At 70.3% G+C, this 19,263-nt stretch carries 17 protein-coding genes and 2 pseudogenes; 2 read left to right on the top strand and 17 right to left on the bottom strand.

Annotated elements, in window-relative coordinates; genetic code table 11:
* The 12 genes from metK to ABZ471_RS42715 form a co-directional block, all read right to left on the bottom strand.
* Nucleotides 1–845 (bottom strand): methionine adenosyltransferase (gene metK / locus ABZ471_RS42770; RefSeq protein WP_359074511.1); only part of this gene is annotated, 845 nt, incomplete at its 3' end.
* Between the two features lie 141 nt (nt 846–986).
* On the bottom strand, nt 987–2,120 hold the full coding sequence (locus ABZ471_RS42765; protein WP_359074509.1) for a methyltransferase: 1,134 nt from the start codon (nt 2,118–2,120) through the stop codon (nt 987–989).
* Complete coding sequence (locus ABZ471_RS42760; protein WP_359074507.1) at nt 2,120–3,706, bottom strand: class I adenylate-forming enzyme family protein; 1,587 nt, start codon at nt 3,704–3,706, stop codon at nt 2,120–2,122. The genes ABZ471_RS42765 and ABZ471_RS42760 overlap by 1 nt, the downstream gene beginning before the upstream one ends.
* Nucleotides 3,707–3,961: 255 nt before the next feature.
* A complete protein-coding gene (locus ABZ471_RS42755; RefSeq protein WP_359074505.1) occupies nt 3,962–4,336 on the bottom strand; it encodes a DoxX family protein in 375 nt (124 codons plus the stop codon).
* 142 nt (nt 4,337–4,478) lie between these two features.
* Nucleotides 4,479–5,090, bottom strand: coding sequence for an NAD(P)H:quinone oxidoreductase (gene wrbA, locus ABZ471_RS42750; protein ID WP_359074503.1), 612 nt, complete (start codon nt 5,088–5,090; stop codon nt 4,479–4,481).
* Between the two features lie 39 nt (nt 5,091–5,129).
* Complete coding sequence (locus ABZ471_RS42745; protein ID WP_359074502.1) at nt 5,130–6,032, bottom strand: aromatic prenyltransferase; 903 nt, start codon at nt 6,030–6,032, stop codon at nt 5,130–5,132.
* A gap of 57 nt (nt 6,033–6,089) precedes the next feature.
* Nucleotides 6,090–7,085, bottom strand: a complete 996-nt coding sequence (locus tag ABZ471_RS42740; protein WP_359074501.1) for a class I SAM-dependent methyltransferase — start codon at nt 7,083–7,085, stop codon at nt 6,090–6,092.
* Nucleotides 7,082–8,239, bottom strand: a complete 1,158-nt coding sequence (locus tag ABZ471_RS42735) for a DegT/DnrJ/EryC1/StrS aminotransferase family protein (protein ID WP_359074499.1) — start codon at nt 8,237–8,239, stop codon at nt 7,082–7,084. The genes ABZ471_RS42740 and ABZ471_RS42735 overlap by 4 nt, the downstream gene beginning before the upstream one ends.
* Nucleotides 8,240–8,244: 5 nt before the next feature.
* Nucleotides 8,245–8,814: a cupin domain-containing protein gene (locus tag ABZ471_RS42730; protein ID WP_359074498.1), complete on the bottom strand. Its 570-nt coding sequence runs from the start codon at nt 8,812–8,814 to the stop codon at nt 8,245–8,247.
* A 32-nt stretch (nt 8,815–8,846) separates the two neighbouring features.
* Entirely contained in the window at nt 8,847–9,917 is a 1,071-nt protein-coding gene (locus ABZ471_RS42725; RefSeq protein WP_359074496.1) for a type III polyketide synthase, read from the bottom strand.
* A gap of 660 nt (nt 9,918–10,577) precedes the next feature.
* Nucleotides 10,578–11,732: a ScyD/ScyE family protein gene (locus ABZ471_RS42720; protein WP_359074494.1), complete on the bottom strand. Its 1,155-nt coding sequence runs from the start codon at nt 11,730–11,732 to the stop codon at nt 10,578–10,580.
* 568 nt (nt 11,733–12,300) lie between these two features.
* Nucleotides 12,301–13,446, bottom strand: a complete 1,146-nt coding sequence (locus tag ABZ471_RS42715) for a ScyD/ScyE family protein (protein WP_359074492.1) — start codon at nt 13,444–13,446, stop codon at nt 12,301–12,303.
* Between the two features lie 466 nt (nt 13,447–13,912).
* Here ABZ471_RS42715 and ABZ471_RS42710 point away from each other — a divergent pair, with 466 nt between their 5' ends.
* Entirely contained in the window at nt 13,913–15,046 is a 1,134-nt protein-coding gene (locus ABZ471_RS42710) for a ScyD/ScyE family protein (protein ID WP_359074490.1), read from the top strand.
* A 77-nt stretch (nt 15,047–15,123) separates the two neighbouring features.
* Here the strand turns inward: ABZ471_RS42710 and ABZ471_RS42705 are convergent, their stop codons facing one another.
* The 4 genes and pseudogenes from ABZ471_RS42705 to ABZ471_RS42690 all read right to left on the bottom strand — a co-directional run.
* Nucleotides 15,124–15,990, bottom strand: coding sequence for an RNA polymerase sigma-70 factor (locus tag ABZ471_RS42705; protein WP_359074488.1), 867 nt, complete (start codon nt 15,988–15,990; stop codon nt 15,124–15,126).
* Nucleotides 15,991–15,994: 4 nt separating this feature from the next.
* Nucleotides 15,995–16,564 (bottom strand): carboxymuconolactone decarboxylase family protein, encoded by a 570-nt coding sequence (locus ABZ471_RS42700; protein ID WP_359074487.1) that lies wholly within the window; start codon nt 16,562–16,564, stop codon nt 15,995–15,997.
* A 174-nt stretch (nt 16,565–16,738) separates the two neighbouring features.
* Nucleotides 16,739–17,173 (bottom strand): annotated as a pseudogene (locus ABZ471_RS42695) (MarR family transcriptional regulator); the annotation flags it as partial.
* Nucleotides 17,174–17,287: 114 nt separating this feature from the next.
* Nucleotides 17,288–17,494, bottom strand: a pseudogene (locus ABZ471_RS42690) (helix-turn-helix domain-containing protein); the annotation flags it as partial.
* Between the two features lie 235 nt (nt 17,495–17,729).
* Here ABZ471_RS42690 and ABZ471_RS42685 point away from each other — a divergent pair.
* Nucleotides 17,730–18,395 (top strand): DUF4097 family beta strand repeat-containing protein, encoded by a 666-nt coding sequence (locus ABZ471_RS42685; protein ID WP_359074486.1) that lies wholly within the window; start codon nt 17,730–17,732, stop codon nt 18,393–18,395.
* Between the two features lie 34 nt (nt 18,396–18,429).
* Here ABZ471_RS42685 and ABZ471_RS42680 read toward each other — a convergent pair.
* The coding region (locus ABZ471_RS42680) for a transposase (protein ID WP_359074484.1) at nt 18,430–19,263 on the bottom strand (834 nt) is incomplete at its 5' end.

The raw sequence follows: 19,263 nt of genomic DNA, 5'->3' as shown, positions 1-19,263 counted from the left end.
CCGCCGCCGTGGCGGGCCATGCCGCCGTACGTGTCGATGATGATCTTGCGGCCGGTCAGGCCGGCGTCGCCCATCGGGCCGCCGATCTCGAAGCGGCCGGTCGGGTTGACCAGGAGGCGGTAGCCCTCGGTGTCCAGCTTGATGCCGTCTGCGGCGAGTTCCTTCAGCACGTGCTCGACGACGAACTCCCGTATGTCGGGCGTGAGCAGCGTCTTGAGGTCGACGTCCGAGGCGTGCTGGGAGGAGACCACGACGGTGTCGAGGCGGACGGCCTTGTCGCCGTCGTACTCGATGGTGACCTGCGTCTTGCCGTCCGGGCGCAGGTAGGCGAGTGTGCCGTCCTTGCGCACGGCGGTCAGGCGGCGCGAGAGCCGGTGGGCCAGCTCGATCGGCAGCGGCATCAGGGTGGGCGTCTCGTCGGACGCGTAGCCGAACATCAGGCCCTGGTCGCCGGCGCCCTGCCGGTCCAGGTCGTCCTCGTCGTCGATCTTGTCGCTCTCGGTGCGGACCTCGTAGGCCACATCGACGCCGCGGGCGATGTCGGCCGACTGGGCGCCGATGGACACCGACACGCCGCAGGAGGCGCCGTCGAAGCCTTTCTTCGAGGAGTCGTAGCCGATGTCGAGGATCTTGTGGCGTACCAGTTGGGCGATGTCGGCGTAGGCGGTGGTGGTCACCTCGCCCGCGATGTGCACCTGGCCGGTGGTGATCAGGGTTTCGACCGCGACGCGGGAGGCGGGGTCCTGGCGCAGCAGGGCGTCGAGGATGGTGTCGCTGATCTGGTCGGCGATCTTGTCGGGATGCCCCTCGGTCACGGATTCCGAGGTGAACAGACGGCGGGACATGGCACTCCAAGACAGTGGTGGGCGGACACGTGGCCGGGGCGCGGCACGCGGTGGCCTGCCCCGTGGGCGGGGGCAGGCCTCGGTGGTGCGCCCGGATCGGTGTGCGGGCGCACCACGGGCGCGCGGGGGGTGCTCAGCCCGTCAGGCGATCTTCGTCGCGCTCAGGATGGCCTGGACGGGGATGACGTCCGGCGGGATGTCGGCGGCGTCCTTGGTGATCGCCTTCGTCACCTTGAACCCGCACTCCTCCAGCCAGCTCTGGTAGGTCGACAGCTTCTGCGGGCCGCCCTGGCCCATGGCGCAGCCGATGAAGAAGGCCGGGAAGAAGTCGACGTTGTAGTTGTCGGTGTCCGTGATGTCCTCCGGGTACACCGGCACCATGATGTTGACCTGGCCGCCGGTCTCGAGGGCGTCGTGGACGCCCTTGAGGATCCTGACCACGTCGTCCTTGTCGAACATGTCCAGGAAGTGCTTGATCAGTACGATGTCGAAGCCGCCGGGGACTCCGTCGAAGACGTCGCCGCCGATGAAGGAGCAGTGCTCGGCCACGCCGTGGGCCTTGAAGTTCTCCAGGGCCTCGTGCTCCTTCTCCGGCAGGTCGAAGGTGGTGACCCGCAGCCCGGGCGAGGCCTTGTGCCGGTAGGTGTGGATCGCGCCGAGGCCGGTGTTGCCGGCGAGGTCGAGGACCTGGGCGCCGGCGGGGATGTCGACGTTGCCGAAGAACCAGGGGTCGATGTTGGCGGTGACCGTGTCCATCAGCTTCGCCCAGGCCTCGCGCAGGTCCTGGTGTTCGGCGACCGCCCCGTACAGGGTGCCCTCGCTCACCCCGTACAGCTCCTTGAGGCCGACGAGGGTGGCGGTGCGGGTGCTCTCGGTGAGGTAGAACAGCTGCCGCAGCGCCACCACCTTGATCATGTTCATGTAGGCGAGGGCGCGGCGCAGGTCGTGTTCGGCGACGTGGGCGAGGGCGTCGAGGCGGTAGGCGCCGGACTCCTCGTCGAGGGCGATGAAGCCTTCCTTGACCAGGAGGAGCAGGAGCTGTTCGACGGCGTCGGGCTTGGCGCCGACCCTCTCGCCGAGCTCGGCGGCCGTCTGGCCGGGCTGGGTGCGCAGTGCGTCGATGACGCCCAGCTCGAACAGGGACAGCAGGGTCATGAACCGCGAGGGGCCCACCATGTATTCGCGCAGTCGTGCGAGCGTGGCGTCCGGTGTCATAGCAGTCGTCTCTTTCGAGTTGGTCGGTTCCACCGTCTGGGCGGTCGGCTGGTCGCGCATCAGGTCCGGTCCTGGAGCTGGTCCTTGAGCCGGCTGGCCAGGGCGAGCCGCTGGACCTTGAGCGTGGCGGTGCGCGGCAGTTCGGCCTGCGGTATCTGGATCGGGTCGGCCAGGTGGGGGAAGGAGGCGGTGGCCGCGCGCCAGCGGCCCGGGTCCAGGGGCCGGTCGTCGTGGGTGCAGATCACCGGGACCGGTTCGGCGTTGGGGCCCTGGATCACGACGAGTTCGCTCAGTTCGTCGAGCTGGCCGAGCACGCGGTCCTCGACCTCCAGGGAGCTGCGCAGTCCGGGGATCATGTCGACCTCGCGGTCGAGCATGTGCAGGCAGCCGAACCGGGTGCGGTAGCCGACGTCTCCGGTGCGCCACCAGTCGCCGTCCCGGTTGGTGTCGTAGCGGTCCTGCTCGGCGAAGTAGGTCTTGGCCAGGCCGGGCCAGGCGACCTCGATGAAGCCGGGGTTCTTCTCGGAGGGCGGCTCGCCGTTGCGGCTCACCACCCGGACCCTGGCCGCGCCCAGCGGCATCTGCCAGCCCACGCAGCGCCCGTTCGCCTTGTGGGCGGAGTTGCGGAAGTAGGCGCGGCCGACGGCGGGTCCGACCTCGCTCTGTCCGTAGATCTGGAAGAACAGGGCTCCGCGCCGTCTGGAGGACTTGAGCAGCTGGCCCATCGTGCGGGGGTGGATGGCGTCGAAGGTGGAGGAGAAGTACTTCACCGAGGCGAACGGCGCCCGGGGGTCCTCGGTCAGGTTCTCCCACTCCATCAGCGAGTTGGGCAGTGCCTCGATGAGCCCGGGCCGGTTCTTCAGGAACAGCTCGGCGACGGCGGCGGGGTCCGACTCGTTCATGAGCAGGACCGGCATCTCCTTGAGGAGGGCCAGGGCCATCGCGGCGACCATCCGGGAGTGCACGAAGGAGATGTGGATCGCGACGTTCTCCTTCTTGCGCATCAGGGAGAGCAGGCGCCACTGCGGCTTGAGCCGGATGCCCTGGGTGCGGGGCGTGTGCACGACCAGCTTGGGCAGTCCGGTGGTGCCGGAGGTGTGGGTGATGACGGCGGCCTCGTCGATCGGCCGGATGACCGGCTTGATGCGGGGTGCCCCGGCGAACGCGCTGAGCGGCTGCGCGCCGGGCCGTTCGCCGGCGACGGTGATCACCCGCCGGGTCAGGTCCGCGAGCGGCACCTCGGCGAGCACGTCCAGCTTGTGCAGGTCGGTGAGCAGGTTGGGCCGCTCCAGCCGCGCCAGCAGGGCGCCGACGGTCGCCGCGTCCAGGCCGGGCGAGAGCATCACGGGCACCGCGCCGATCCGGGACGCGGCACAGGCCAGCACCCACACATCGGCGTTCGCCTTCTTGTGGACGACGATGTGCTCGTCGGGCCGCACACCGGCCGCCCACAGGCGGGCGGCCAGGTCGTCCACGAGGTCGGCGAGACGGGCGACGTCAAGGTTGCGGCCCGCTTCGGGCAGCACGTCCAGGTCGTGATCGAGCGTGATCGGCGTGGAGCCGTTGACGGCCGCGGCCAACGCCGGCAGCAGGCCGATGTGAAGACCGCGCTTCTGTATCGATTGGTAGGCCACGGAGCCCTTCATCGGGGCTGTCTCCTTTGCGGTGAGCGATGGACATGCGCACTGTCGCCGGCTCTGTGCGGGATGCGGGGACACGCGCCGAGGCCACGGCGGCCTGCAGGAAGGGCCTGCGGGGCCCCTCCCGTCGCCGGCCCCGCCGGGGGCCCCGGCGGGGCAAAGCAGATCCCCCACGCCTGTGGAGACAGTGGGGGACGGTGCGCCAGGCGCCGTGGGGCAGGCGGGACGGGGCAGACAGGCCCTGGTTTCGGACGGCCTGTGTCAGAAGGAGTAGGGGCCGAAGCGGCCCCATGCCACGAAGGCGGACACGGCGAGCAGGACCACGTTCACCGCGACGGCCTGGGCCTCGCCCCGGCGCAGGTGCGTGATGCCCGCGCCGATCATCAGCAGCACCAGGCCCACGGCGGCCAGCGGCACCAGCACCGGGGCGACGTCGAGCGCCGCGGGCAGGATCAGGCCCAGCCCGGCCAGGATCTCCAGCGCGCCGATGGACTTGACGGTGCTGTCGCCGAAGTCCTCGACCCAGGCCCAGCCGGAGGCGGCCATCTTCTCCTTGGGCTGCAGGAGCTTCATGGCGCCGCCGGCCACGCAGGCTGCGCCCAGTACCCCGGCGACGATCCACAGAGCGATGTTCATTGAAAAGTTTTCCCCTCGAAGGCTCGGCCGGCGGATCGCCGCCGGGGCGCTGCCCGCACGGGCAGAGCCTCCGTCAGAATACGTACGGCTGGCGGGAGTTGATCGGGCAGGAGGCCGCAAGCGGCCGTCTCCTGACGGACCGTCAGGAGACGGTGCGGCCGGCCTTGAGGGCACCCGCGACGTCCACGACGCGCCGGGCCTGGTGGCGGGCCGCCTGCAGCACGTCCTCGCCGATCGCGCCGGCGCCGGTCACGTGGGAGGTGCCGTAGGGGTTGCCCGTGCGGAACTGGACGGGGTCGGTGTAGCCGGGCGGCACGATGATGCCGCCCCAGTGGTAGAAGGTGTTGCTCAGCGCGAGGATGGTGGACTCCTGGCCGCCGTGGGGGGTGGCGCTGGAGGTGAAGGCCGAGCAGACCTTGTCGGCGAGCTTGCCCTGCTGCCACAGGGGGCCGGCGGTATCGATGAACGCCTTGAGCTGGCTGGCCACGTTGCCGAAGCGGGTGGGTGTGCCGAACAGGATCGCGTCCGCCCAGGCCACGTCGTCGAGGGCGGCCTCGGCGATGTCGGCGCTGTCCTTGGTGTGCTGGGCCCAGGCCGGGTTGGCGCCTATGGCCTCCGGCGGGGCCAGTTCGCGAACCTTGCGCAGCCGCACGGTGGCGCCGGCCTTCTCGGCGCCCTCGGCGACGGCCTTGGCCAGGGTGTGCACGGTTCCGGTCGAGCTGTAGTAGATGACGGCGAGGTTCACGGGTTCCACAGTCGGTTTCCTTTTCTCACGCTCTGCCTGGCGGCGGGGCTATCCGTTGTCGGACACCAGCAGGATGTTCTCCACGCGTGACTGCCATGCGTAGTACGACTGGAGCTTGTGGTATTCGCCCTTGGGGGTCGCCGTGATCGCGTAGACGAACTGGCGGTCGTCGGTGCTGTACGGGGCGTTTTTCACGAAGTGCTCGATCTTGGGTTCGATGCGCACCGGAAGCGTCGTGGGATCCGATGTCATGGCGGCGATCGTGATCCGTTCGACCCTCTCGGATTCCCAGCTCAAGGTGGCGTAGATGCCGAAGGCCTGCGCGCCGAGCTGCAGCAGCCGCTCGCTCGGCTCGGGCAGGCGGGCGTCGCGGAGGATCGAGGTGATTCCCTGGGCCGAGAAGACGTCGGCGGGAGCCGCGCCGAAGTACAGGTTCAGCGACTTGTGCGGGTAGTCGATCCCGACCAGGCTCACCCGGTCGGCCAGGTCGTAGCGGGTGAAGAAGTCGAGGTTCGCGGCCACGCCGGGGGGCATCGAGGGCAGTTGGGCCAGCTTGGACAGCGGCTGCAGGTCGTCGATCGGGAAGAAGGACCAGGTCTTCGCGAAGCCGCCGACGACGCCGAAGTCGATGCCGGTGGAGTCGATGGGGAAGTCCCGGTGGAGTTCTGCGATCAGGCTCCCGACGGGGTGGTCCGTCTTCGCCGCAAGTCCGTGGGAGAGGGCGGCGGCGTAGGGGTCCAGTTCTTTGGGGAGCAGGGTGAAACGGCAGTCGAATTCTCCTGCGTTGCGCTCCCCCGTGGCCACCCTGAAGGCGATCACGGCTTTGGCGAGCGTGTCCCCGTACGCGGTCAGGATCGGCCAGACCGTGTCCCGCGAGGTGGCGACGCCCGCCAGCCGGGCGGATTCCTCGATGACCGAGTAGAGGGCTTCCAGCTCGGTGTTCTGCGACATACATCCCCCACGGTTGGGTTGGTGGCACGGTTTTTGCAGGAGCCGAAGGTGCGCCGGCTAGCGGGCGACGACGAGGGTGGCGGGCGGCGCCAAGTGGAAGGAGACCTCCTCGAAGCCGGCCTTGGTGAGCCAGTCGCGGTAGTCGGCGCGCCGCCAGGTGCCTCCCTGCTTGCTCTTGAGCAGCATCTCCGCGGCGAAGATCAGCGGGAAGGCGGGGCCGCTGCGGTCGTCGTCGACGACGTAGTCGCAGACCACCAGGGCGCCGCCGGGCTTGAGGGCCTGCCGGAGCCGGGTGAAGACCTCCACGTTGCCCTCGGGTCCCTCCTGGTGGGCGATGTGGGAGTACAGCGCGACGTCGTAGCGGGCGCTGCCGAAGTCGGTGGTGTGGAAGTCGCCGTCGATGCAGGTGAACCGGTCGGCGACGCCGCGCTCGTGGAGCAGGCGGCGGGCGATCTGGTTGATCGGTTCCCAGTCGAGCTGGGTGGAGCGGGCGGCGGGGTTGGCCGTGAGCCACAGTGCCGAGTAGATGCCCGAGCCGCCGCCCACGTCGAGGATCGAGATGGCGCCGGCCCCGGCCAGCGAGAGCACCTCGGCGGCGACCTCGGCGGCGGGCACCGACTGGGCGGCGATGGCCGGGACGATCTCCTCCCAGTGCGGGTTGTCGGCCACTTCGGTGGCCGGGTCGGTGATCGGTCCCCCGGCGCGGACCACGTCCGGCAGGGTGACCAGGGCGCCCATGTGCTTCAGCTTCAGCCGGGCGAAGCTGCTGAGCGAGGCGGGTTTGCCCTCGACCAGGTAGGCGGACGCCTCGGGGGTGTTGCGGTAGCGGCCGCCTGCGAGTTCGACCAGGCCGATGCCGACGAGCCCGTCCAGGAGGGTCTGCGCGCCCCGCTCGGAGATCTCGGCGCGCTCGGCCAGATGGCCGGCCGTGTCCGCGCCGTCCTCGAGGTGGGTGAACAGCCGGTGGGCGGCCGCGGCGCCGACGACGCCGGTGGCCCAGTAGCCGTTGATCAGCCGCAGGACGCCGTCCGGCGTGGGCTGGTTGTCGCTCATGCTGCCCCTCCTAGGGCGCGGGCGCGTGCCGAGTGGGTCCTGACCGCGCTGCGCAGGGCGTCGGCGACCCGTTCGACCTGGTGCGCACGGAGTTCCGCGTGCATGGGGATGGCGAGGTTGCGCTGGAAGAGGTCGGCCGAGACGGGGCACTTCTGCTTCGCCTCGAACACGGGCTGGACGTGGGTGGCCCACGTGCCGTGCCCGCAGCCGATGCCCTGGGCGCGCAGTTCGGCGGCGACCGCCGCGCGGTCCACGCCCGCATCGAGCGTCACCATGTAGGACTGCCAGGCGTGGGTGCGGTCCTCGGGTACGTGCGGCAGGGTCAGCAGGTCCTCGCCGGCGAGGAGTTCGGCGTACTGCGCGGCGACCGCGCTGCGGCGTGCCAGCAGTTCGTCGATCCTGCCCAGCTGCACCTGGAGGATGGCCGCGGCGATGTCGGACAGCTTGAAGTTGTAGCCGATCTCGGTGAACTCGGGGATCGGCAGGCCGACGATCTTGCCCATGTCGAAGATGCTGCCGATGCCGAAGGAGGAGCGCAGCCGTGCGTCCGCGCCGATGGCCGGGTCGGCGGCGAGCAGTGCCCCGCCCTCGCCGCTGGTGGCTCCCTTGCGCCCGTGGAAGGACAGGCAGCCCACCTCGGCGAGCGCGCCCGCCTGGCGGCCCTGGTAGGTCGCGCCGACCGCGCAGGCGGCGTCCTCGACGAGGAACAGGCCGTGGCGGTCGGCGATCGCCTGCAGCTGCGTGTAGTCGGCGGGCAGGCCGACCGTGTCCACCGCGATCACACCGACGGTGCGTTCGGTGACCAGGTCGGCCACCGCCTGCGGGTCGACGGTGCCGGTGTCGGCCCGCACGTCGGCGAAGACCGGGACGGCGTCCACGTAGCGCACGGCCTGGGCGGGCGCCGGGAACGTGTAGTCGGCGACGATCACCTCGTCGCCCGGTGTGACGCCGAGCGCGAGCAGGGCCAGGTGGAGGGCGGCGCCGCAGTTGCTGACCGCGACGGCGTCACCGGCCGCGTACTTCGCGGCCAGCTGGGCCTCCAGGGCCTTGCCTCTGGGGCCCTGTCCGGCCGGCCAGCCGGAGGCGAACACCTCCGCGACGGCTGCCAGTTCCTGCTCGCCCAGGCTCGCGTGGACCAGGGGTATCGATTCCATCGTGCTCACCTCCCGCTGTGCTTCGCGTGTGTGTCCTGGCCCGGAACGAGGGGGGTGGAGGGCGGTTCGAAGCGCAGCGGCGTGATCTGGCTGACGTCGTAGCGCCTGCGCATCTCCTCCACGGCCGCGGGGTCCACCGCGCTGCCGCGCGACCAGATCTCCGCGATCTCCTCGAAGTAGTCCTCGTGTTCGGGCGAGGGATAGCTCTGGAAGAGCATCTTCACCGGCTTGTCGGTGGCGTTGCGGAACGCGTGCGGGGTGCCCGGGGGGACGAACATGCAGCTGCCCTCGCCCGCGCGGATGACGCGGTCGCCGGTGGCGGACCTCCAGTGGTGCCAGGTGTCCCCGGTGCGCTCGGTCGGCTCGAAGCACAGCAGGTCCAGCTCGCCCTCAAGGACGTAGAAGAACTCCTGGGCGTGGGTGTGCACGTGCGCCCCGACGTCGAATCCGGGCGGGACGACCACTTCGAAGATCGATACGGAGGATCCCTGCGCCTTCGTGGCCTTGAAGGTCACCTCCTGCGCCGGGGTGATCAGCTTTCGCCCCGCACCCGCCGGGACGATCAGGTCAGTCATACGCGTCGCTTCCTTAAGGTCCGTGCGAGGGCTCAGGCGATGGTCTGCGCTACGACGTCCTCGGCCCAGGTGCCGAGCGCCATCTCGGCGGTGATGCCGGGACCGAAGCCCGCGATCAGGCCGGTGGCGCCGGCCGCCGGCCGCTCCTCCTCGAACAGGCGGCGGGCGGCCTCGAGCACGACGGCGCTGGCGATGTTGCCGTACTCGGTCAGGGTCGCCCAGCTGTGCCGGAACACACTGCGGTCCACGTCGAGGAACTTGGCCAGGTCGTCGAGGATGCGCGGGCCGCCGGCGTGGACGATGTAGAAGTCGAGTTTGCCGGCGTCCCAGCTGTGGTCCTTGGCCAGCTCGCGCAGCACCGGTGCGAGCGGCTCCATCGTCCCGGGCACCCGGCGGTCCAGCTGGAAGTGGAAGCCGGTGTCCTTGACGGCGTAGGAGATCCAGTCCTCGGTGCCCGGGATGAGGTAGGAGGCGTTGCGTTCCAGCTCGATGCCGACGCCGCCGATGCCGCGTACGACGGCGGCGGCGACCGCGTCACCGAACAGGCCGTCGGACAGCAGCGTGCCGATGTCGTCCGCGTCCGGCTGGTAGCACAGCGAGCACAGCTCGCAGGAGACGATCAGGACGTTGCTGCCGGGGTGGGCCATGCAGAAGTCGTGGGCCCGGTTGATCGCCGCGCCGCCCGCCGCGCAGCCCAGCTGCGCGATGGGGATCTGCCGGGTGTCGAAGCGCAGTCCCATCGTGTTGATCAGCCATGCGGTCAGTGACGGCATCAGGAACCCGGTGCACGACACGTAGATGATCGCGTCGATGTCACGCGCCGTCACCTCGGCGTTGGCCAGGGCCTGTTCGATGACCTCGGGGCAGCGCTTCTTCGACTCGAGCTCGTAGATCCGGTTGCGCTCCTCGAAGCCGGGGTGGTACAGCGTCTTCTCGATGGGCTGGACGATGTGCCGCTTCTTCACGCCCGTGTTGCGGATCAGGCGAAGCGCCAAGGGAAGCTGCGGCTTGCCGGCATGCGCTCTTTCGGCAAATTCCAGAGTTTCTTCCACGGTGATGACATGTTCCGGCGCGCTCATCGCCGGCTTGCATAGCCTTGGCATATCTGGAACCCACTTCTTTTAGAGTCTCGACAGCAAGGGCAGTAGGACGTCGAGCTGATGGCAGCTCACCTTTCGCCTGCCGTCCCTTCGGCGTGGCGGTGGACGGGATTCCTCACGGACGGCCCGGACGCGCCCGCCGGTGAGCGGCGGGCAGGGACAACTCCCGGCCGGACGCCGCACGGCCCACACGGGCGATCCCCTCCGATCGGCAACACCGCCTGCCCGTCCGGGAGAGGACACGCAGCCCCTGCAGCCCCGGCCGGCCGGGGCTGCAGGAAAAGTGTGTGACGGTCCGTCAGCCGAAGGGGCGGCGACCGCGGGTGAGGGCGGCCCTTGAGGGAGGGGCCTCGGCCGCTCGGGGGGATGCAGCCGGCTGCCGTGGATCACGGGGCTCTGGCTCTGCGGTCTCACCTGCACGAGGGACCGGCTGTGGGGACACCCGGCCCACTGCCTCGTAGCTGTTTTCGGGCAGGGAGGGCGTGCAGAAATCGTGACACGGGCGGGGGCGTGACGCCAGAACACCCTCAAGTGACACAGGTCACACCTTGGTGGGTGGTCGGGTGCGTGCCCGCGCCGTCCGTGCGTACGCCCCCGACTCCCCTGGTGTGCCGGGGAGTCGGGGGCGTACGGGTGTGGCCTGCGGCAGGCAGGCGGGCGGGTCTAGCGGGCCGGGAACTTCAGGAGTTCGCCGCTGGTGCCGAGCGTGTTGTTGGTGACGTAGATGTCGCCGCACGCGCTGACGGCCAGGCCCGTGGGCACGCTCAGGCGGCCGCCGGTGTCGATCGGGGTCAGCGCACCGCTCGTGCGGTCGATCCGGGTCAGGGCGCCGGGCTGCAGGCCGGTGGAGGTGCCGGTGTTGTAGGACAGGGCGATCAGGTTGCCGCGGGGGTCGACGTCGAGGTCGATGACGTCGGTCAGGCCGGTGGCGAAGACGGTCGGCGCGCTTCCGGGCACGTAGCGCCAGATGCGGCCGAGGCCGGGGCGCAGGGCGCTCATGTCGGCGATGTAGAAGGCGCCGTCGCGGCCGCGGACGATGCCGGTGGGCACCGCCTGGGCCTGCCCGGCCGGGGTCAGCGGCCGGGCCGTGGCGGGGGCGGCGGGCAGGGTGTTGTTGGGGAAGACGAACTCGGTCGTCGTGGTGCCGTCGGGGTGGACCCGGATGAGGTCGTTGGCGCCGGCGTCGGTGACCAGGAAGTCCCGTCCGTCCCTCGCGAAGTTGGCCGGGTTGGAGAAGACCTCCTTGTTGCCGGTCACCGAGTCCGGGTCGTGGTCGGCCTCGTGCCGGGCCAGGTCACCCAGCACCTTGCCGCTGGTCAGGGCGAGGGTGCCCAGCGGCCCGCTGCCCGCACCGAGCGCGTCACGGTCGGCGGGCAGGCCGCTCATGCCGTAGACCACCCGGTAGGCGCCGTGGCCGGCGTTCTGGGCCTGGAGCGCTCCGGTGACCACGCTGGAGCCGTCGGGCCGGTAGATCAGCTGGGAGGGCAGGCCGGTTGCGACACGGCCCTGCGCGTGGTGCCTGACGCGGTAGACCGAGCCGGTGAAGCCCAGGCAGCGGGTGATGACACCGGGCGGCGCCGTGCAGGGGGTCTCGGGGCCGCTGCCGGCCTCCGCGACCAGGACGGAGCCGTCGGGCTGGATGGATATGCCGCGCGGGTTGTGCAGACCGCCGGCGACGACCACGGGCGCCGGGGCGGTGGTGCGCGTGTGCGTGCCGGACGGGGTGGCGGCCTGGGCCGGGACGATTGTCGCCGTGAGGCTGCCCACGACGGCCGCCGCCAGGAAGGCCCCCGCAAAGGACGTGCTTGCTCTCGCCATGTCTCTCCTCAACTTGGCACACCCCGCAAAAAGGGAGGGGGGTGGATTCGACCGGCACCATATGCGCGGGAGTTGGTCGAAAGCGCACTGTGCAACAGCGGAAATTCCGCGATTGAACACCGGCCCGGCGGGCGGGAATCGGTGCCCTTTTCGACGCCGTACGCAGGTGGGGGCCGGACTCGGACCGGGAGATTCCGCGAGCGGGCCGGGAGGGCAACTCCCCCATGGTGCAAGGTGTCCGGGCCGGTGGAATGCGGTGCGGGTTGACGTCCTCCCCGTCCTGAAGGACGGGGAGGATTCCCCCATGAGGGGGTTGGGCCGGTCGCCCGGCTCACGGATTCCTGCTTCACGGACCGACCGGTGTCGAGGTCTCCCCAGGCTGAGACGGCCTGCCCGGCCGCCTTGATGGTCCTCGCCGCGTTCACATCCGCATGATCAATGTTGCCGCATCCGGGGCTCGTGCACACGAAGACCGCTCGGCTCTCACGGTTTCCATCGCTGCGCGGCTCCGCGCCAAGGATGGGCCAGCCTCGCCCTTGAGGACGGGGCCTGCGCTCAAGAGATCCGGTCAGCGGGCCGGGAACTTCAGGAGTTCGCCGCTGGTGCTCAGCGCGTTGTTGGTGACGTAGATGTCACCGCACGCGCTGACGGCCAGCCCCGCGGGCAGGTGCAGGCGGTTGCCGGTGTCGATCGGGGTCAGCGCGCCCGTGCGGATGTCGATCCGGGTCAGGGCGCCGGGGCCCGGGTCGGCCGGCGGGAGCCCGGTCCTGGTGCCGTACGACAGGGCGATGAGGTTCCCGTCGCGGGGGTTGACGGCGAGGTCGCTGACGTCGGTCAGGCCGGTGGCGAGGACGGTCGGCGCGTGGCCGGGCACGAAGCGCCAGATACGGCTCAGCCCCTCGTGCATGCCGCCCATGTCGGCGATGTAGAAGGCGCCGTCGCGGCCGCGGACGATGCCGGTGGGCACCGCCTGGACCTGGCCGGCCGGGGTCAGCGGCCGGGCCGTGGCGGGGGCGGCGGGCAGGGTGTTGTTGGGGAAGACGAACTCGGTGGTGGTGGTGCCGTCGGGGTGGACCCGGATGAGGTCGTTGGCGGCGGAGTCGGTGACCAGGAAGTCCCGGCCGTCCCGGGCGAAGCTGTTCGGGTTGGAGAAGACCTCGTTGTTGCCGTTGACGGAGTCGGGGTCCAGGCGGGCCTCGTGCTCGGTCAGATCGCCCAGCATCCTGCCGCCCGCGATGCTCAGGGTGCCCAGCGGCTCGCCGCCCGGGCCGAGTGCCGCGCGGATGGCGGGGACGCCGTTGAGGCCGTAGACCACGCGGTAGGTGCCGCCTTGGGCGGACTCGGCCTGGATCACTCCGTTGACTGCGGTGGTGCCGTCGGGCCGCACGCCCAGTTCGGAGGGCAGTCCGGTTGCGACACGGCCCTGCCGGGAGCCCTTGACGCGGTAGAGCGAGCCGGTGAAGCCCAGGCACCGGGTGCCCGGCGTCGTGCAGGCGACGGCCGGGCCGCTGCCGGCCTCCGCGACCAGCAGGGAGCCGTCCGGCTGGAGGCGGACCGCACGCGGGTTGTGCAGAGCGCCGGCGACGACCACGGGGGCTGCCGTGCTCAGGTGCGTGCCGGGCGCGGCCTGGGCCGGGACCGGGGCCGCCGTGAGGCTGCCCACGACGGCCGCCGCCAGGAGGGTCCCCGCAAAGGACTTGGATGCTTTCGACATGTCACTCCTCAGCTCGGCACGCCCCCGCCGAAGAAAAAAAAGGGGGGGTGAATTCAACCGGCGGTCACCATAGACGCGGGAGCGGGTCGAAAGCGCGCTGTGCAACAGCGGAAATTCCGCGATTGAACACCGGTTGCCGGAAAGGGAATCGGGAGGCTTTGGGCTGCGGGCAGGAAAGCGCCGTGTGCCGGGGCGAGGCTGCGCCCGTGCGCCGGCGTGCAGGCGACGCTGTCTGCTCGACTGACCTTTCCTGACAGGGAGTTGCCCGCCCGCGCGGCTTCCGGGATCCTGTCGCCCGCGCGGTGCCCGTGCCGGTGCACGGTCGCTGATTCCTTGTTTGGCGTGCGGACGGTGTGCAACCGCGGAATTTTCGAAGTTGCACACTGCGTTCCGGCCAACTCCTGCATTTATGGTGTCGCCGGTTGGATTCGTCCCTGACTGCGGGGGCGCCAAGTTGAGGAGTGACATGGCAAGAGCAAGCAAGTCCTGGGCGGGGGCCTTCGTGGCGGCGGCGGTCGTGGGCAGTCTCACCGTGACCGTTGTCCCGGCCCAGGCCGCGACCGAGGCCGCGCCGGCCCCCGTGGTCCTCGCCAGCGGTCTGCACAACCCGCGTGGGGTCAAGGTCGAGGCCGACGGGTCGGTGCTGGTGGCGGAGGTCGGCACCGCGGCGACCTCGTGCCCTGCGCCGCCGCCCGGCGGCCCCTACAACCGGTGCCTGGGCTTCAACGGCTCCGTCTACCGGGTGAAGGGCTCCTCGAAGGGCCGTGTCGTCACCGGTCTGCCCTCCGAGCAGATCGTCCGCAGCGACGGCCTTGCCCGCGTCAACGGGGCGATCCAGGCCGAGTCCGCCGGCAGCGGCACCTACCGGGTGGTCTACGGCCTCAGCGGCCTGCCCGCCGACCGTGACGCGCTCGGTGCGGGCAGCGGGCCGCTGGGCACCCTGGCCCTGAGCAACGGCAAGGTGCTGGGTGACCTGGCCCGGCACGAGGCCGACCACGACCCGGACTCGGTGACCGGCAACAAGGAGGTCTTCTCCAACCCGGCGCACTTCGTGAAGGACGGCCGGGACTTCCTGGTCACCGACGCCGGCGCCAACGACCTCATCCGGGTCCACCCCGACGGCACCACCACCACCGAGTTCGTCTTCCCCAACAACACCCTGCCCGCCGCCTCCTCCGGCGCGCAGCCGCTGACCCCGGCCGGGCAGGCCCAGGCCGTGCCCACCGGCATCGTCCGCGGCCGTGACGGCGCCTTCTACATCTCCGACATGAGCGGCATGAACAAGGGGCTGAGCCGTATCTGGCGCTACGTGCCCGGCCACGCGCCGACCGTCTTCGCCAAGGGCCTGACCGACGTCATCGACCTGGCCGTGGACCCCCGCGGCAACCTGATCGCCCTGTCCTACGGCACCGGATCGGCCGAGGACCTGGGACCCGGTGCGCTGACCCGGATCGACAAGAACACCGGGGCGCTCACCGCGATCGACACCAACAACCGGCTGAAGGTGCCCTTCGGACTGGCCGTCAGCCCGGCCGGTGACATCTACGTCACCAACGACATCGACACCACCGGCGAGCTGCTGAAGTTCCCGGCCTCCTGAAACCCGCCCCACCTGCTGCACAGCAGCGGTGCCCGCCGGCCCTGTGGGCCGGCGGGCACCGCTGCTGCCGGCGCATGTCACCTGGCGAGTTCGGCCAGTTCGTCCAGGCGCGTCAGCTTGTGCGGGTTGCGCACCACGTAGATCCGGGTGATCCGCCCGCCGTCCACCTCGAGACTGACCGCGGCCGGTTCACCGTCGAACTCGATCCGGCCTGCGGGTGCGCCGTTGAGCCAGACGGTGGCCGTCTCGAACGCGTGAACCGCCTGGTTGGCGCGTGCGAGGATCTGGGCCACCGGCCACACCCCGTGGACGGGGACCAGAACGGCGGCCACCAGTCCCCCGCCGTCGGCGACCAGGACCACGTCGGGCGCCATGATCTCCATCAGTTCCTGCAGATGCCCGGTGCGCAGGGCGAGGAGGAACCGCTCGATCACGGCCTGCTGCTCAAAGCGGCTGACCTGCATGCGCGGCCGCCGGGCCGCCACGTGCTCGCGGGCCCGCCGGGCGATCTGGCGCACGGTGGCCGCGGACTTCCCGATGGCCTCGGCGATCTCGCCGTAGGGCATGTCGAAGACCTCGCGGAGCACGAACACCGCCCGCTCGGTGGGCTGGAGGGTTTCGAGCACGGTGAGCATCGCGATCGAGACGCTCTCGGCGAGTTCGACGTCCTCGGCGACGTCGGGGCTGGTCAGCAGCGGTTCCGGCAGCCATTCGCCGACGTATTCCTCGCGGCTGCGCGAGAGGGTGCGCAGCCGGTTGAGTGCTTGGCGCGTGACCACTCTGATGAGGTAGGCCCGCGCGTCGCGTACCTGCGTGTGGTCGACGTCGGCCCATCGCAGCCAGGACTCCTGGAGCACGTCCTCCGCGTCGGCCGCCGACCCGAGCATCTCGTAGGCGACGGTGAACAGCAGGCTGCGATGAGCGACGAAGGGATCATCGGTCATGCCGTCATGCTACGGCGGACTTCTCGGGCCGCTCGGCGAGCGGGATCTCGCACGCGTCGGCGTAGCCCTGCGAGGTGATGCCGTGTGCCGTGTTGATCCGGGTCGAGAGGTTGGCGAAGCCGATGAACGCGGTGAGCTCGACCAGCGCCGCCGGGCCGAGCTGGGCGAGCAGGCTCGCCGACAGCTCGTCGGTGACGGTCGTCGGCGTGTTCGTCATGGCCTCGGCGTACTCCATCACTTCCCGCTCCAGCGGTGTGAAGACGTCCGAGTCCCGCCAGTTGGGCACCTGGCTGGCCTTGACCGGGTCCAGGTTCTGGTTCAGCGCCGCGAAGTAGTTGATGTCGAGGCACCAGCTGCAGCCGACCTGCGCCGCAACAGCCATGTGCGCGAACGTCTTGAGGCCCGCGTCGGCCGCGTTCCACTGGGCCATCTTGCCCGAGAACTCCAGGTTGGAGATGGCGACGTCGGGCTGGTTGAAGGTCACCTCGACGGGCTCGGGCACGGCGCCGAGCTGCTTGATGAGGTTCTCCTTCAGCTCGGCGGGAAGTTCGACCTTGGGAATGCGCGGGGTCATGGTGTTCTCCTTGTCCGGTGGCCTGTCGGCCTGTCCGACATGAAGACACCGGCGGGGCGGTGAATGTGACATCCGCCGGCCACGGAGGTGCGATCTGCGGCGGGCGCCGGCATCCGCCGGTCCTGGCGGGCAACTGCCCGGCATCCGGCAGAGGTTCGGGGACGCGCCGTGCATCTATCCGTGGTCCGGACGTGGCCGGGCAGCGTCGTCAGGGGTTGCTTCGGATCTGGTGTGGAGGACTTCGCGGGCCTGTTCGGCGGCGCGGGTGATGCTTTCGCTGATGAAGTCGAGGAAACGGGCGATGTTCTCCAGGCGGGCTGCGGCCCGGGTGTGGGGGCCCAGGACGGCGACGCCCTGGCGTGCGGTCCGGACGAGCTGGTCGTTGGAGCGGGCGCTGGCGATCGTCGCCTGGTAGAAGAGTTCGTCGTCGACGACGTAGCGGTCGCGGCGGCGTTCGTCGCGTTCCCGGCGCACCAGGCTCTGGCTCTCCAGGAAGGCGATCGCTTTGGAGATGGACGCCGGGCTGACCTGGAGGCGCTGGGCGAGCTGGGACGCGGTGAGGCTGCCCGCGTCGGTGGTGAACAGGCAGGTCAGCACCCGGGCCGTCATCTTGGTCAGGCCCGAGGCCATGAGGACGGTGGTGAACGTCTCCTCGTACTCGGCCACGGCCTCGGCGTCGCGTCCGTGCGGCTGGGCCACCGACTGCGGCCCTGGCACGGAGGCGGGCCTGCGCCGGTGGGCGCGGCGTTCGGTGGCGCGGTGGGCCAGGTCGGCTCGGTAGGCGGTGGGGCCGCCGTTGCGCATCACCTCGCGTGTGATCGTCGAGGTCGGACGGCCCAGGCGGCGGGCGATCTCGGCGTAGGGGAGGCTGTCGGCCAGCCCCAGCGCGATCTGCTGGCGTTCGGACTGGGTGAGCCTGCCTCCGGGCATCGCGATCTCCCTGGTGATCCTTCGTGGCGGTCCCTGCCCCCCACCTTAGCGTTCACCCCTCACCCATTGCAATGAACAGGGCAGTCGTCGTTGCGTTATCTTCAAAACCATTGCAACACTTTCTAGGCTTCCACCTGCATAGATGCCCATTCTGTGCAACGGGCGCATTGTCGGTTTCTGGAAAGCAACGTAGCGTTTCCGGAGTCAGAAACAATGATGAGCACGGGAGAGCACGATGCAGAAGTTCGACACCCCCGCCCCGATCTCCGCCGTCCTGGACATTCCCGCCGGACGCATCCGGTTCATCGCCGCGGACCGCGCCGACACCACCGTCGAGGTCCTGCCCGCCAGCCCCTCCAAGAGCCGCGACACCAAGGCTGCCGAGCAGACGCAGGTCGCCTGCACCGACGGCGTCCTGCGGATCACGGCCCCGGCCCCCGACAGCCGGCTCCTGGGCCCCTCCGGATCCCTGGAGGTCACCGTCCAGCTGCCCGCCGGCTCCCGCATCGAGGCCAGGACGGCCGGCGCCGAGCTCCGCGGCGTCGGACGCCTCGGCGACGTCGTCTTCGAAGGCGCCTACCGCCAGATCAAGATCGACGAGGCCGCGAGCGTCCGCCTCACCGCGCTCGACGGCGACGTCGAGGTCGGCCGGCTGAGCGGCCCCGCGGAGATCAGCACCGCACGGGGCGACATCCGGATCGCCGAGGCCGTGCGCGGCACGGTCGTGCTGCGCACCCAGTCGGGCGACATCTCGGTCGCCGCCGCCGCCGGCGTCTCGGCCGCCCTGGACGCCGGCACCGACTACGGCCGCATCAGCAACGCCCTCAGGAACGACGGCTCCGCCGAACTCGACATCCGCGCCACCACCTCCCGCGGTGACATCACCGCCCGCAGCCTTTGACTGCTCTCCTCCCTGAAGGGAGGAGATTCCTGGCTCAGGCTGCCTGTTGAGGCGGCGCCTCAGCGGGTCTTGCGCCTTCGACACCAGCCGGGTTCAGACCTGCCCGGACGAGCATCACGCGGGCGGAGTTCTTGTCCCTGGGGGATACGGCTCCGCACACGGTGCAGGTATACGTTCGCGTCGAAAGAGGCAGTGCGTGCTTGGTTCTCGCTCCGCACGTTGCGCAGTCCGTCGTGGTGTGCGCGGGATGGATCAGGCGCACGGTCCGCCCGTGCTTGCGGGCCATCTCCACCAGCGCCCGCTTCGCAGCGCCGATCGCGGCATCAGCCGCCTTGCGGGCCATCGTCGTCTTCGCGAGGAACTTCGGTTTAAAGTCCTCCACCGCGAGCACGTCGTGGTCGCGTACCACTTTCTTGGCCCCCTTGCGGGCGCCGTCCTGGCGTTGCCGGGCCACCTTGGCCTGCAGCTTCGCCGTCTGAGCTTTCGCCGCCCGGTAGCCGTTCGATGCAGGCTTTCCCTTGGCCGGTCGGCGCCGGGCCATCATCCGCTGATAGCGGGCGAGCTTCTGAGCTGCCGTGCGCCCGTGCTGCGGGTGAGGAAGGTCGTGGTCGTCGGATGTAGTGGTCGCACTCTCGCGTACGCCCCAGTCGATCCCGATCACGCGCCCGGTGGATGCCAGGGGTTCGACCGGCGCGGGCACGACGAACGAGGCGTACCACGCACCGGTGGAGTCCTGGTACACGCGCACGCTGGAGGGGTCCGCGGGCAGTTCTCGCGACCACACCACCGTCAGGACGATCTGGCCGGCGAGGTGCAGGCGCCCGTCCTTGAGACGGAAGCCGCGCCGCGTGTAGTTGAGCGTGCACCT

This window comes from Streptomyces sp. NPDC005728, assembly GCF_040630895.1.
In the GTDB taxonomy this organism is placed as follows: domain Bacteria; phylum Actinomycetota; class Actinomycetes; order Streptomycetales; family Streptomycetaceae; genus Streptomyces.
This window is presented reverse-complemented; position numbering and strand designations above follow the sequence as displayed.

Coding starts and splice junctions, on each gene's coding strand:
- ABZ471_RS42725 (WP_359074496.1), bottom strand. CDS start 9,917: ATGCCAAGGCTATGCAAGCCGGCGATGAGCGCGCCGGAACATGTCATC.
- ABZ471_RS42735 (WP_359074499.1), bottom strand. CDS start 8,239: ATGGAATCGATACCCCTGGTCCACGCGAGCCTGGGCGAGCAGGAACTG.
- ABZ471_RS42715 (WP_359074492.1), bottom strand. CDS start 13,446: ATGTCGAAAGCATCCAAGTCCTTTGCGGGGACCCTCCTGGCGGCGGCC.
- ABZ471_RS42730 (WP_359074498.1), bottom strand. CDS start 8,814: ATGACTGACCTGATCGTCCCGGCGGGTGCGGGGCGAAAGCTGATCACC.
- ABZ471_RS42705 (WP_359074488.1), bottom strand. CDS start 15,990: ATGACCGATGATCCCTTCGTCGCTCATCGCAGCCTGCTGTTCACCGTC.
- ABZ471_RS42755 (WP_359074505.1), bottom strand. CDS start 4,336: ATGAACATCGCTCTGTGGATCGTCGCCGGGGTACTGGGCGCAGCCTGC.
- ABZ471_RS42720 (WP_359074494.1), bottom strand. CDS start 11,732: ATGGCGAGAGCAAGCACGTCCTTTGCGGGGGCCTTCCTGGCGGCGGCC.
- ABZ471_RS42710 (WP_359074490.1), top strand. CDS start 13,913: ATGGCAAGAGCAAGCAAGTCCTGGGCGGGGGCCTTCGTGGCGGCGGCG.
- ABZ471_RS42700 (WP_359074487.1), bottom strand. CDS start 16,564: ATGACCCCGCGCATTCCCAAGGTCGAACTTCCCGCCGAGCTGAAGGAG.
- ABZ471_RS42685 (WP_359074486.1), top strand. CDS start 17,730: ATGCAGAAGTTCGACACCCCCGCCCCGATCTCCGCCGTCCTGGACATT.
- ABZ471_RS42745 (WP_359074502.1), bottom strand. CDS start 6,032: ATGTCGCAGAACACCGAGCTGGAAGCCCTCTACTCGGTCATCGAGGAA.
- ABZ471_RS42765 (WP_359074509.1), bottom strand. CDS start 2,120: ATGCGCGACCAGCCGACCGCCCAGACGGTGGAACCGACCAACTCGAAA.
- ABZ471_RS42760 (WP_359074507.1), bottom strand. CDS start 3,706: ATGAAGGGCTCCGTGGCCTACCAATCGATACAGAAGCGCGGTCTTCAC.
- ABZ471_RS42740 (WP_359074501.1), bottom strand. CDS start 7,085: ATGAGCGACAACCAGCCCACGCCGGACGGCGTCCTGCGGCTGATCAAC.